Source organism: Agarivorans sp. (assembly GCF_050295395.1).
Classification (GTDB): Bacteria; Pseudomonadota; Gammaproteobacteria; order Enterobacterales; family Celerinatantimonadaceae; genus Agarivorans.
Map to the genome: position 1 here is coordinate 1 of NZ_JBNKPP010000298.1, position 13,396 is coordinate 13,396.

10 protein-coding genes and 1 other annotated feature are annotated in these 13,396 nt (G+C 45.8%); of the genes, 6 read left to right on the top strand and 4 right to left on the bottom strand.

All coding sequences use genetic code 11. The features are described 5' to 3' along the window. The 4 genes from ACQY6Q_RS17930 to luxS all read left to right on the top strand — a co-directional run. On the top strand, nt 1–1,602 hold a 1,602-nt coding region (locus ACQY6Q_RS17930; protein WP_427983541.1), incomplete at its 5' end, for a M16 family metallopeptidase. An 85-nt stretch (nt 1,603–1,687) separates the two neighbouring features. Next, nucleotides 1,688–3,265, top strand: a complete 1,578-nt coding sequence (gene gshA / locus ACQY6Q_RS17935; RefSeq protein WP_427983542.1) for a glutamate--cysteine ligase — start codon at nt 1,688–1,690, stop codon at nt 3,263–3,265. Beyond that, nucleotides 3,252–3,896 carry a hypothetical protein gene (locus ACQY6Q_RS17940; protein WP_427983544.1) on the top strand — a complete coding sequence of 215 codons (645 nt, stop codon included), beginning with the start codon at nt 3,252–3,254 and terminating at the stop codon, nt 3,894–3,896. Before gshA ends, ACQY6Q_RS17940 begins: the two co-directional genes overlap by 14 nt. A gap of 54 nt (nt 3,897–3,950) precedes the next feature. After that, complete coding sequence (gene luxS, locus ACQY6Q_RS17945; RefSeq protein WP_427983545.1) at nt 3,951–4,460, top strand: S-ribosylhomocysteine lyase; 510 nt, start codon at nt 3,951–3,953, stop codon at nt 4,458–4,460. Nucleotides 4,461–4,530: 70 nt separating this feature from the next. On the opposite strand, the gene ACQY6Q_RS17950 is transcribed toward luxS, so the two are convergent. Next, the gene (locus ACQY6Q_RS17950) at nt 4,531–5,817 is read right to left on the bottom strand and encodes an HlyC/CorC family transporter (protein WP_427983546.1); all 1,287 of its coding nucleotides are present in this window, start codon (nt 5,815–5,817) and stop codon (nt 4,531–4,533) included. Between the two features lie 71 nt (nt 5,818–5,888). Further along, nucleotides 5,889–6,683 carry a cytochrome C assembly family protein gene (locus ACQY6Q_RS17955; RefSeq protein ID WP_427983547.1) on the bottom strand — a complete coding sequence of 265 codons (795 nt, stop codon included), beginning with the start codon at nt 6,681–6,683 and terminating at the stop codon, nt 5,889–5,891. 137 nt (nt 6,684–6,820) lie between these two features. On the opposite strand from ACQY6Q_RS17955, the gene ffh reads away from it, so the two are divergent. After that, on the top strand, nt 6,821–8,209 hold the full coding sequence (gene ffh, locus ACQY6Q_RS17960) for a signal recognition particle protein (protein WP_427983548.1): 1,389 nt from the start codon (nt 6,821–6,823) through the stop codon (nt 8,207–8,209). A 59-nt stretch (nt 8,210–8,268) separates the two neighbouring features. Here the strand turns inward: ffh and aroF are convergent, their stop codons facing one another. Then, a complete protein-coding gene (gene aroF / locus ACQY6Q_RS17965) occupies nt 8,269–10,272 on the bottom strand; it encodes a 3-deoxy-7-phosphoheptulonate synthase (protein ID WP_427983549.1) in 2,004 nt (667 codons plus the stop codon). A 19-nt stretch (nt 10,273–10,291) separates the two neighbouring features. Continuing rightward, nucleotides 10,292–10,420: a sequence feature (Phe leader region), on the bottom strand. An 86-nt stretch (nt 10,421–10,506) separates the two neighbouring features. Beyond that, nucleotides 10,507–10,881, bottom strand: coding sequence for a ribosome hibernation-promoting factor, HPF/YfiA family (gene hpf / locus ACQY6Q_RS17970; protein WP_055732329.1), 375 nt, complete (start codon nt 10,879–10,881; stop codon nt 10,507–10,509). A gap of 269 nt (nt 10,882–11,150) precedes the next feature. On the opposite strand from hpf, the gene ACQY6Q_RS17975 reads away from it, so the two are divergent. After that, nucleotides 11,151–13,361 (top strand): putative bifunctional diguanylate cyclase/phosphodiesterase, encoded by a 2,211-nt coding sequence (locus ACQY6Q_RS17975; RefSeq protein ID WP_427983550.1) that lies wholly within the window; start codon nt 11,151–11,153, stop codon nt 13,359–13,361. The last annotated feature ends 35 nt before the right edge of the window (nt 13,362–13,396 follow it).

The window sequence follows — 13,396 nt, forward strand, 5'->3', positions numbered from 1 at the left end:
GAAACCTTCTTTGGTGATCCTTTATTTGTTCGCCAAGTTCTGGCTCAGTTTGACAAGGTCAGTGAACAACAGGTGCAACAGGCGTATCGGCATTACATCTTAAATAAGCCTAGAGTGGTGATGAGTGTGGTTCCTACAGGGCAGCGTCAGTTATTAGCCGCGAATGATAATTACCAGCCAACACCTCGACAGCTACCCGAGGCGAGTTCGGTCTCGCCTGCTGAGCTAGCCATTCCTCAGATTGAGGATGATTTTGACCGCAGTGTTGAACCGCCTTCCGGACCCGCTCCCACGGTTAAATTGCCTGCTTTATGGCAAGCTCAGTTGAGCAACGGTTTGCAAATTTTGGCGACTTCTGAACAGGCTACGCCAACCGTGACCCTGCAATTTAGCCTACCTGGCGGAAGTTTATCTGAGCCGCAAGGTAAAGAAGGGCTGGCCAAGCTCACTGGGCAAATATTGATGCAAAGTAGCTTGCAAACCAAGGCTGCCGATTTGTCTGATCAGTTGGCCGAGCTTGGCACCTCGATGAGCTTTAGTGCAGGGCTGTATAGTCAAACCATTAGCCTGACTTCACTGAGCGAAAACTTAGCCCAGAGCTTAGCTATTTTGCAGCAACGCTTATTAAGTCCTGCCTTTGATGAGCTGGAGTTTGAGCGTGAAAAAGCCCAACTACTGCAGAGTATTGAGCAGAAGTTTAACCAACCGTCTTGGCTGGCCAGCATCGCCAGTCAGCGGCTGATCTATGGGGAGAATAGTCGTTTAGCCACCTCCAGCTATGGTAGTCGCGAGAGTGTCGCCAGCCTTACTTTAGATGATGTAAAACAGTTTTGGGAAAGTCATTATCGGCCTCAAGGAAGTCAGTTAGTAGTAGTGAGTAACCTAGAGCAAACAGAAGTGCTGGCGGCTTTAGCGCCTCTGCAAGCTCAGTGGCAGGGCAAAGCGCAAGCCAGACCGCAGTTTGTTCCTGGGGATTCAGCCAAGGGCCATACCATTTACTTGTTGGATAAGCCTGGCGCGGTACAGTCGGTATTAAGAATAGGGCGTTTAGCCATGCCCTATGATGCCAGCGGTGAGTACTTTAAAGCGAATTTGATGAACTTTAATTTTGGCGGTAACTTTAACAGCCGAATAAATATGAATTTACGCGAAGACAAAGGTTTTACCTACGGAGTAAACAGCGGTTTTTCTGGCTTTAGAGACAGTGGCAGTTTTATTATTTCCACTGATGTTCGCCAAGACGCTACTGCCGATGCGATTAACCAGTTGCTGAGTGAGCTAGACGCGTATGCGAAAACTGGCCCTAATCAAGATGAGCTGGCCTATATGCGTAATGCAGTATCTCAGCAAGAGGCTTTAGCCTATGCGACGCCAGCGCAAAAGGCTTCGTTTTTAATGCAAATGTTACAATTTGATTTGGCGCCAGAGTTTGTCGCCGAGCAGAATCAGATTATTGCTACTATTAGTCAGTCTGAGCTGGCGCAACTGGCGGCAAAATATTTGTCACCAGAGCAAATGATTATTGTGGTGGTAGGGGACAAACAGAGTTTGCTGCCGCAATTACAGCGCTTAGCGCTGCCACTACAGGAAATAGCTTTATAACTAGCTATTAGAACGGTGGCAAAACCAGACTTAACTCGTTATGCTTTGCCACATTCCGCTTCATTTTTAAAATAGTGAGTTTACATTGACTCAACAAATTACGACACGGCTGACGCAACTCAGCGCAGCATTGGCAGATACCGGTGTACTTGGTATTAAACGTGGTATCGAACGTGAAGCTTTACGTATTTGTGAGCAGGGAAAGTTCGCCACTAATGATCACCCAAAGGCGTTAGGAGCCGCGTTAACCCACCCTCTTATCACTACTGATTACGCTGAAACCTTATTGGAGTTTATTACTCCGGTATCAGACAGCGTGGAGCAGTTACTGTCGCGCTTAAAAGATATTCACCATGCCACATTAAAGCACTTGGACGGCCAGCGCCTTTGGCCTTTGAGTATGCCTTGTTACATCGGTAATGAGCAGGATATTGTGTTAGCTAAGTTTGGCGATTCAAACATCGGCAAAATGAAGCATGTATATCGACAGGGTTTGCGTCATCGTTATGGTAGCGCCATGCAGGTGATTTCAGGCGTGCATTATAACTTCTCTTTGCCGCAATCGTTTTGGCAACAGTTGCAGCAAGTAGAAGGCAACCAACAGCCCTTAAGCGACTATATCTCTCAGCGTTATATGGACTTAATCCGTAACTTTTATCGCTATGGCTGGCTGGTTGCTTATTTATTCGGTGCTTCTCCCGCCTTATGTCAGTCTTTCTTAAATGCCGCAGAAAGTCAGTTACCTTTTGAGCGTATGGGCAAGGGGACCTTGTATTTACCTTATGCTACTTCGTTACGTTTAAGTGATTTGGGGTATACCAGCTCGGCACAGAGTGCCTTACAAATTAACTACAACAGCGTTAGTGAATATGTAAACAGCGTGCGTACGGCGGTAAATAGTCACTCAGAAGAGTTTGCCAAGATTGGCGTGAAGGTGGACGGTGAATACCGCCAGCTTAATGCCAATATATTGCAAATTGAGAATGAGCTGTATGCCCCAATCCGTGCTAAACGTGTGGCCAAGTCTAATCAAACGCCCTCACAAGCTTTAGCTGCCGAAGGTATCGAATATATTGAGATTCGTGCGCTGGATGTGAACCCGTTTTGTGCTGAGGGGGTTACCGAGCATCAGGTCAGAGTAATAGACAGCTTACTGTTAGCCTGTTTATTGATGGATTCGCCGCAAATGTGCCAGAGTGAACTGCAACTTAGTCGCAGTAACTTCAATCGGGTGGCAATAGAAGGCCGTAAACCTGGGTTGTTGTTAGACATAGCCGGGCAAACTCGTCCTCTCAGTGAACATGTTGAACAGCTGTTTGAGTATATGCGCTCTGCTGCTGAGTTACTCGACCTACATCGTCCGCAAGCTGATTTCAGTGTTGCGCTAGAGGAGGCAATCAGTAGTGTCAGTAACAATACGACCTATTCCGCCAAAATATTAGAGCTACTTAAATCCAAAGCGCAAGACAATAGCAGTCTTGGCCTGCAATGGGCTGCACAGTATCGTGAAGAGATGCTTGGTCACAAGCTAATTAACTGGCAAAATCAAGACTTTACTGAGATGGCAGAGCAAAGCTTCATCGACCAAGCAGCGATTGAAGCCAGTGATGACATCGATTTTGATGGTTTTTTAGTGAAGTATTTTGAAAATGCGAAGAAGTAGCAATGCAGTTACTATTCAGCTTGCCAAGCTAGCCTTGGTTTGTTTCAGTTTATTATGGTTAAGCGGCTGCAGCAGTAAGCCGCCAAAAGAGCCGGAAAACCTATGTCGGATCTTTGAAGAGAAGCGCGACTGGTACAAAGCCGCCAAGCGAATGAATAAGAAGTGGGGAACTCCGGTACACGTGCCCATGGCGATGATGTACCAAGAATCTAGCTTTAAGCATAACGCTCGACCGCCGATGCAATACTGGTTTGGTTTCATTCCGGTGGGGCGAGCTAGTAGTGCTTATGGCTATAGCCAAGCCAAAACCCTCACGTGGGATGATTACGTGAGAGAGACCGGCAATTCTTGGTCCTCTCGCTCCGACTTCGACGATGCCATGGATTTCATGGGCTGGTTTACCAATAAAACCCATAAAATAAATGGTGTCTCCAAGTGGGATGCGCGCAATCAGTATTTGAATTACCACGAGGGCTGGGGTGGCTATAAACGTGGCACTTATCGAAACAAACAGTGGTTGGTTAAGGTGGCAGGCACGGTTGACCAGCGAGCCAAGCGTTACGCGGCGCAATATAATAAATGCAAAGATGATTTAGATAGTAGCTGGCTATGGCGGCTATTATTTGCTTGAATATAGCCAATTAATTAAGCCTCTGTTGCTAGAGGCAAACAAAGAGAGAACAGCATGCCCTTATTAGACAGTTTTACCGTTGACCATACTCGTATGCACGCACCGGCAGTTCGAGTGGCTAAAACCATGGCTACGCCTAACAAGGATACGATTACGGTATTTGATTTACGCTATTGTGTGCCTAATGAAGAGATTTTGTCAGAGAAGGGGATCCATACCCTAGAGCACTTATATGCGGGTTTTATGCGCCAACATTTGAATTCTGATTCGGTAGAGATTATCGATATTTCGCCAATGGGTTGTCGCACTGGTTTTTATATGAGCTTAATCGGCAGCCCTAGCGAGCAACAGGTGGCTGATGCTTGGTTGGCCTCTATGCAAGATGTACTGGCGGTAGCTAGCCAAAATGATATTCCAGAACTTAATGAGTATCAGTGTGGTACTTATACCATGCATTCTTTAGAAGAAGCTAAGAGTATTGCTAAAACCGTTATTGAACGCGGCATTAGCGTCAACAAAAATGAAGATTTAGGTTTATCGGAAGAGATTTTGGGTAAGCTATAATTTTTTGATTATATTGATAAAAAGCCAGCGTGATGCTGGCTTTTTTATTGCTTTTCGGTGACTTAAGCGCTTATAAACTTCTGCCTTTAGGCTTGCTATAGAAGGCGGGCATCACTCTAGCTAAGCTCACGGTATTGTTTTCGATTTCGACGATCTCTATTGGATAACCGGCTAAGCGTAGGCATAAATTGCTATCCGGAATGTCTTCCAAATATTCAATAATAAGTCCGTTAAGGGTTTTCGGCCCATCGGTAGGCAAGCTCCAACTCATTTCTTTGTTTAAGTCACGAATATTCACCGCCCCCTCGATAAGGTAACTACCATCGATTTGTGGGTGGATTTCTTCGCTCGGGGCTGGTGCCATGCTGGTGGTAAAATCACCGACAATTTCTTCTAGAATATCTTCTAGGGTGACCAAACCTTGAATGTCACCGTACTCATCAACAATTAAACCAATGCGCTCTTTACGTCGCTGAAACTTCAATAGTTGTACGTTAAGCGGCGTTCCCTCTGGAATGAAGTAGATCTCTTTGGCTGCACGTAGCATGGAGGTTTTATCAAACTGCTCACGCGATAATAGTCGCAGTGCATCACGAGAATGAACAAAGCCCACTGAATCATCGATGTTATCGCGATACAACAAAATTTTAGTATGGGTGCTTTGAGTGAGTTGGCGAAGTATGGTTTCCCAGTCATCGTTGATATCGATGGCGGCAATTTCATTGCGAGGGATCATGATGTCGTCAACTGTGACTTTTTCAAGGTCAAGAATGCTCAGCAACATGTCTTGGTGGCGTTTAGGGATCAACGCCCCTGCTTCATCCACCACGGTGCGTAGTTCTTCTGGATTAAGCGCCTCACCATCTTTATTGTTAGGATTAACACCCAGTATACGCAGTAGACCATTGGTGACGCCATTGGTTAGCCAAATGGCGGGAAAAAGCAGCTTCATTAATGGTCTTAATAGCAAAGAAGCAGGAAAAGCGATGCGTTCTGGATATAAGGCCGCCATGGTTTTCGGGGTCACTTCAGCGAAAATAAGGATCACGAAAGTCAGCGCCAAGGTGGCAATAGCTACCCCAACATCACCAAATAAGCGCAAGCCTATAATGGTGGCGATGGCTGAGGCTAAAATATTAACCAGATTGTTGCCAATAAGAATAAGCCCAATCAGTCGATCGGGGCGGTTAAGTAATTTGTCTACACGTTGGGCCGCTTTATGTTTGGTATTAACCAAATGACGAAGACGATAGCGATTCAGCGACATCATCCCAGTTTCGGAGCTAGAGAAAAAAGCAGAACAAATAATGAGGAACAATAAGAGTAGTAGTAAGCTACCCGTCGATATGTCGTCCAAGCAGGAGAATCCTTGATTAATGTAACCGGTTTAATTTATATGTAGCCTTAAAGGCCTGTCAAGGTATGATTTTAACTGAGTATAATTTCCTTAACAAAGCGTGAGCCGAAATAGGCCAAACTTAGCAAGATAGACCCAATTACCGTCATTATCACCACTGTTTTGCCGCGCCAGCCGCGATAATGGTGACCCCACAGTAAACACGAATAAATGGCCCACGCGATTAAACTAAAGATGGCTTTGTGGCCGCGCCCATGAGCGAAAAAGTCGGTTAAGAAAATAAAACCACTGAACAGCGAAACGCTCAGCAAAATCCAACCCACTCGAATCAGCATGAATAGTTGTTTTTCCAAACCCATTAATGAAGGCATCGCAGGGTGGATGGCGCCAGGTTTATGGCGTTTTAAGGTCCAATCTAAATAGGCCATTTGTAGCGCATACAAGCTGGCAATCATTAATACAGTAAAGGCCGCCAACGCCACACTAATGTGGATCAGTACCTGAGGTTTAAGTTCTAGATGAATAATGTAATCGCTAGGGATCAATACCGCTAGCAGCATGCTAATAATCGCAAATAGATAAACCACTGGTAATACAAACCAGAGCTTAAAGGGTTTGGTTAGGCTGGTGACGGTAATCGCAATCAGCAAGCTGACTAGGCCGGCGACATTAAAAATACTTAAATCTTGTCCCTGAGCTAGAAATAGATGTTCGAATTCCCATACGGCATGTAATAGCATGGCGCAGCCAGCACTTAACCATAACCATTTATTGGCTGCACTTTGTTTATTGAGCAAGCCGCTAATGCAGACATAGGCGGCTAACAGATAGAAAACGGTGGTAGGGAATACCAATACATTCATCATTTGAGCTAACTTACTGAATCTTTGGACTCAGTATACAAGCCCTAAACAGTCAGGGCTAGAATTAGCTTTTAGAATATCGGCGCTTCGGTATAATGTGGCGGCTAAACACTGCTCGCTATTGATCAACAGGAAAAAGCATGTTTGAAAACTTATCTGATCGACTCTCGAAAACCTTAAAAAATATCAGTGGCCGTGGCCGACTAACTGAAGACAATATTAAAGATACCCTGCGCGAAGTGCGCATGGCCTTACTCGAAGCCGATGTGGCTTTGTCGGTAGTTCGTGAGTTTGTTAAAAAAGTAAAAGAGCGTGCGCTGGGTCAAGAGGTTAACAAAAGCCTTAGCCCAGGCCAGGTCTTTGTTAAAATTGTTCAGCAAGAGCTGGAAGCCGCCATGGGCGAGTCGAACGAGAGCTTAAACCTAGCCGTTCAGCCTCCCGCAGTGGTGATGATGGCTGGCTTGCAAGGTGCGGGTAAAACCACCTCTGTCGCCAAACTAGCTAAGTACTTAAAAGAGCGTGAAAAGAAAAAAGTAATGGTGGTGAGCGCTGACGTTTACCGCCCTGCTGCGATCAAGCAGCTAGAAACTTTAGCCACTGAAGTAGACGTTATTTTCTTCCCCAGCTCGGATCAGCAAAATCCAGTGGATATTGTAAATGGTGCGATTAGCGAAGCTAAGAAGCAGTTTGCCGATGTGCTATTGGTGGATACCGCTGGTCGTTTGCATGTTGATGAAGACATGATGGACGAAATTAAGGCGCTGCATAAAGCGGTTAATCCGGTTGAAACCCTGTTTGTAGTTGATGCCATGACTGGTCAAGATGCTGCCAATACGGCTCAAGCATTTAACCAAGCACTGCCATTAACCGGGGTTATTTTAACCAAAACCGACGGTGATGCGCGTGGTGGTGCCGCCTTATCGATTCGTCATATCACTGGCAAACCTATCAAATTTATGGGTGTGGGCGAAAAAACCGATGCCCTTGAACCTTTCCATCCCGACCGTATCGCCTCACGTATTTTGGGCATGGGCGATGTGCTGTCGTTGATCGAAGAAGTTGAACGTAAGGTTGATAAAGCGCAAGCGCAAAAGCTGGCACAAAAGGTTCAAAAAGGTAAAGGCTTCGATTTAGAAGATTTTCGTGAGCAATTGGTGCAAATGAAAAACATGGGCGGCATGATGGGCATGATGGATAAATTGCCCGGTATGGGACAGGTGCCCGACAGTGTTAAAGATCAAATGAATGATAAGCTAACCAATCAAATGGAAGCGATTATCAACTCAATGACTCCTGGCGAACGCCAGCGCCCTGAAATCATTAAGGGTTCACGTAAACGTCGCATTGCTGCGGGCTCGGGCACGCAAATTCAAGATGTGAATAAATTGCTTAAGCAGTTTACCCAGATGCAGAAAATGATGAAGAAAATGTCGGGTAAAGGCGGTATGCGTAAGATGATGAGCCAAATGAAAGGCATGATGCCTCCGGGTGGCATGGGAGGCTTCGGCGGTGGCCGAGGTCGTTTCTAAGAAGCTTCGTTAATAAAAACCCAGCACATTTGCTGGGTTTTTTGTTTCCTGGCTATGGCTTAATAAAGCTCGGCCATGAGACTTTGTAACTGATTGAAGCTGAGCGATTTATCCCCATCTAAGCTGGCATCGCTAGGCGAGGGGTGAGTGCAGAGTACAATGCCATCGGCACCAAGCAGTTTCGCCGCTTTGGCCATGGGGGCAATTGAGCTTAATTCTTCAAGGGCTTCCACTGGGTTAACCACTATTGGTAAATGAGTGCGTTCACGCAGTAAGCTAATCGCACCTAAATCCAAAGTAGTTTTGTTTTTGCCATCTAGGGTTCTCACTCCTGCTTCGCAAAGGATAACCTGTTGGTTGCCTTGGGCCAGAATGTAATCGGCTGCCTTTAACCATTCTTCTAACGAAGCCATGTTGTTGCGTTCAAGCAGCACCGGGCGAGTCGACTTACCGAGCTCTTTAAGTAGGTTGTAGTTTTTCATGTGCTGCGAGCGAACATGTAGTATGTCGACTTTGGCTGCTAGGCTCGCGACTTGTTCTACTGAGCTGACTTCGGTCATTGTGGGCAGGCGGTATTTTTTACCCGCGGCATTTAGGTAGCCTAGGCCTTCTTCGCCCAAACCTTGGAAGCTATAGGGCGAATTACGCGGTTTATAACATCCTGCGGCGAGCACTGAAGCGCCACTTTCTTTTGCGGCAGCGGCAGATTGCATGATTTGTCGCTCTGATTCTACCGCGCTGGGACCAGCAAAAGTCACAAAGCCACCATCACCTATTTTTACATCGGCCACTCTCACCACGGTTGAGGTTTTTTTATGGCTGCGGCTAGACAGAGCGCCATCGGCCTGAACAGTATTGATTAAGCTAGGGCTATTTTGAGTGACTTGGTGTTGCTGGGCTAAGGCTTCCACAGGGATTTGGGTTGGGTCAACATTTTCACTAGGGTAGCATCCCAGAACCTTAATATAGCGAGTCAGGCGAGTTAGTTCGGCTAAGGCGGATTGCATTTGCGCCGATTTAACATTGGCTGATACATCAACGTAAAACATTTCTTCCCAAGGATTGCCTTGCACCGGCCGCGACTCCAATTTACTCATATTAATGTCGTGTTCGCGCAATACCAGCAACGCTTCCACTAAGGAGCCGGGTTGTTGGGCGGTAGACATAATAAAGGTGGTTCTGGCGGGAACCTGCTCAGCAACCTCAACTGGTTTTCTCGATACAACGATGAAGCGGGTAAAGTTTTGTTGTTGGTTGGCAATGTCGGTTTTCAAGGCTTGTAAGCCATACATTTCGCCACCCACCTTACTGCCAATAGCACCGATGGTTAAATCTTCACTATTGGCGACTATTTCCATGGCTTTCGATGAACTATCCACAAAATCAAAGCGAGTATTGGTTAAGGTGCGCAGATATAAGCCACATTGAGCATAGGGTTGCGGGTGGGCATAAAGTGTGGTGATGTTTTCTAGTTTGGCTTTTGGGTGAGCCAGAATGCAGTGGTCGATGGCTATCGATAACTCACCAACAATGGATAAACTGGTGTGTTGTAGAACGTCATACACCTCGTTAATGCTGCCCGAACTAGTGTTTTCGATGGGTAACATGCCGTAGTCGGCTTGTCCCGATTCAACCGTATCTACAATGTCTTGAAAGCCACTGCAGCCGAATTCTACGATTTGCTTCTTATGGCGAGAAAAATACTGGTGAGTGGCAATATTACTGTAAGAACCTCTATTGCCTAAGAAGGCAACACGCACCGCTTGGGCTTGTTCACCGGGGTTGGTAATGCCCTGTAAGAAGGCTTGCTGCGAAAGCACCGAATCTTCAATGATGGTATGAAATAGCTGGGTCACATAATGGGCATCTAGGCCTAGTTCACGGCCCTTGGTGATAAGCTTAACCAGCAAGGCTTGTTCGCGTTCTTGATCGCGAATCGCTTTGGGGGTTTCAATTTTGCTTTTAGCAACTTCAACACTGAGTTGGCGCCGCTCCGTTAGCAGCGTTAATAGCGATTGGTCGAGCTCGGTTATTTTTGTTCGGATTTGCTCAAGATCTGCCATGTTGTGTATTTTCCCTGTTAACAAAAAAGCCCCCTAAGAAGGAGGCTTTATGGATTCTATGTGTTTTCGTTTTTACACCTATTCCGTCCGCCTCCCTAAAAGGGTGGAGTAAAAAAGAAAACAAACAAAAATCGGAAGTGGAATAGTTTCATGGTATCAGACTAAAAAGCAATCATCCTAAAGTCAAGTAATACCAAGCGAATAGTGGCTTGGTATTACTTTATTTAGTTAAGCTTATGCGGCTTGTTCATCATCTGAACTGACTTCGTTGTCATCCGCTTCTTCGGGTTGACGTAGGAAATCTTTTCCTGAGCGACTTGCTCGGTGGGCATTCGGCTTTTCCTGGAAGCGATGTAGCTGGCGTTCCAGCTTTTGCCCCAAATTGTTAATCGCAACTGTTAAGTCTTGATGTTCGTCGCTGGCAAACAGTTGTCCATTTGGCAAGTTAATTTTGGCTTCGACTTTTACCTTCTTATTGTCGGTGGTGATAATTACTTTCGGCGAAATGAGCGGAATTTGGTTTTTTTCTAGTTTTTGAAAACGCGTGGCGATGTGCTCACGAATGCTTGGGGTGATAGAAACGGTTTTGCTGGTAATATCAATAATCATAAGCCTCCCAAAGACTATTCAGTAATTATTTCAATTTCAGAATACGTCTTTAAAAAATAAAAAACCAGCGCTAGATCACTATTTATGACGACTAATTTGCGCTTCTATCAACGAATGTGAAGACACAGAAAAAAGTATTATAAAATGCTTAAAATGTCTTGAAACTGGCAGGGATATTCGGCACATTGGAATGAATAACATGTGGTTGGTGTTAATAACAACGGTTTAAATAATAAGCTCAAGGACGACTTGCTTTAACATTTATTAATATGCATGACGCTAAACCTCAGATACCCGCCTTGGACTCTCAGTTTACGCCAGCTCAGTTCTCTGCCGTCTTATCAGAGCTAGCGCTCGCCTTAGCAACTCAACCGAGCGATGGTTTTTTTGAGCGACTACTGGAATTGTTGGCCGAGTATTCAGGTGCTTGTGAAGCTTATATCGCTCATTTAGATGCGCGCACCCCTGCTTTACCCTGCATTCGTTATTGGCGAAATGGTCAATTTATCAAAGGTAAGTTAAGCCCGGTTTCTCCTCGTCTGTTGGCAAACATGCGCCACGCTACAGTATTGTGCAGTCATAACTTAGCTGAAGATTACCCCGATTACGCGAGTGTTCAGCCCGAAATTGCTCAGCCACTGCATGGTTTTTGGGCGCATCAAATTCAGCAAAGTGACGGCGTGCGAGCCTATCTGGCTCTGAGTTTTACTCAAGCGGAAGTGGCTGAACAAACGCTAACTGCGTTGTTAGCTCCCTTTTTAGCGCGCTTAAATAGCGAGCTGTTTAAGCTTCAGCAAACCGAAGCCTTAAGTTTGGCTGCAGTGGCCTTTGAGAGTAGTGAAGGTATGGTGATTAGCGATGCTAATTATCGGATTGTTAAAGTCAATAAGGCTTTCACTCATATCACTGGCTACCAACAAAATGAGGTGTTAGGGCAGCTATTAGGGGATTTATTTACCAACCCCGCGCCTCAGCTGAAAAAGGCCAGCGATGGTAGTCTGCGGTATCAAGCAGAAGTTCAGCGGCTACGTAAAAACGGCCAAAGCTATACTCAACAAGAAACCATGACGGCGGTATATAACGCCAGTCAAGAGCTGTCACATTACGTGCTTTATCTGCAAGATATCTCGGCCACTATCGCTAGCGAGCAACAAATTCAACATTTGGCATATTTTGACGAGCTAACCGGCCTGCCTAACCGACGTAAACTGCGAGAAGAGTTGGCTAGTTGTTTTAACCGGGCGAAAAAGCAGCACGTGATTGGCGCCTTGCTGTTTATCGATCTCGACCATTTTAAGAATATTAATGACTCTTTAGGTCATGCCGCCGGGGACTGGATATTGCAGCAGGTGGCAAGCCGTTTACAGGGCTTAATTCGCGAAGGGGATTTGCTGGCACGTTTAGGCGGGGATGAATTTGTTTTGTTATTGGCGGATTTAGGTGACAGCCCGCCGCATGCCGAGCAACAAGCCAACATTGTGGGTAAACGCCTAATTGAAACCATTTCTAGCCCCTATCCCTTTGACGACCAGTTTCTGCATATTGGTGCCAGCGTGGGTATTACTCTGTTCCCCGGCAAGGGACAAACTGCAGAAGATCTATTAAAACAAGCCGATACCGCGATGTATCAGGCGAAATCGGCAGGACGGCGCACCGTTATCTTTTTTGATGATGCGATGCAACGTCAGGCCGATAAACGTTTGCAAATGCATAACTCGCTGCGAAGCGCCTTGGCTAACCAAGAACTGTTATTGTATTTCCAACCTCAGCACATGGTGGCAACGGGCGAGTTAGTAGGGGCAGAGGCCTTGGTACGCTGGCAACCAGAAGGCAAAAGCTTAGTTTCGCCAACCGAGTTTATTCCGATTGCCGAAGAGTCGGATTTAATCATCGATATTGGTATGTGGGTGCTTGAGCAAAGCTGTAAGTACATGGATAAATGGCAAAACATGGGTTTGTTGTTACCTGAGTTGTCGGTCAATGTGAGTGCCAAGCAATTTCATCATCCGGAATTTGCCGAACGAGTTGAAGAGTTGATGTCGCGTTACCATATTGACAGCGCGATGCTTAATTTAGAGGTGACGGAATCTGTGGTACTGGGCCATGCCGAAGATACCATTCGCAAGATGGAGCAGTTAAAAGAACTGGGTTTGCGCTTTTCCATTGATGATTTTGGCGCAGGTTACTCGTCTTTAAGTTATTTAAAACGTTTGCCAGTGGATGAGCTCAAAATTGACCGCTCGTTTATTCGCGACATTCCTCGCGATAGTCGCGATATGGCTATTGTGGATGCGGTGATTGACTTGGCTAGCCATCTCGGCTTTACCGTGACCGCAGAAGGGGTAGAAACTCGTCAACAGCTAGAGTTTTTAAGGCAGCAGGGCTGTACCTTTTATCAAGGTTTTTTGTCTAGTAAAGCGGTGCCTGTGGACGCTATGGAGCGATATATTAAACGCTTTCAAGGGAAATTTGCTAAATAGCCCGTTAACTTTTGTATTCGAGTCGGTTATAACTA

What these genes read in the sequence shown, in the direction of transcription:
- luxS (WP_427983545.1), top strand. Translation starts at nt 3,951, where the DNA reads ATGCCCTTATTAGACAGTTTTACCGTTGACCATACTCGTATGCACGCA.
- ACQY6Q_RS17940 (WP_427983544.1), top strand. Translation starts at nt 3,252, where the DNA reads ATGCGAAGAAGTAGCAATGCAGTTACTATTCAGCTTGCCAAGCTAGCC.
- ACQY6Q_RS17975 (WP_427983550.1), top strand. Translation starts at nt 11,151, where the DNA reads ATGCATGACGCTAAACCTCAGATACCCGCCTTGGACTCTCAGTTTACG.
- aroF (WP_427983549.1), bottom strand. Translation starts at nt 10,272, where the DNA reads ATGGCAGATCTTGAGCAAATCCGAACAAAAATAACCGAGCTCGACCAA.
- hpf (WP_055732329.1), bottom strand. Translation starts at nt 10,881, where the DNA reads ATGATTATTGATATTACCAGCAAAACCGTTTCTATCACCCCAAGCATT.
- ffh (WP_427983548.1), top strand. Translation starts at nt 6,821, where the DNA reads ATGTTTGAAAACTTATCTGATCGACTCTCGAAAACCTTAAAAAATATC.
- ACQY6Q_RS17955 (WP_427983547.1), bottom strand. Translation starts at nt 6,683, where the DNA reads ATGATGAATGTATTGGTATTCCCTACCACCGTTTTCTATCTGTTAGCC.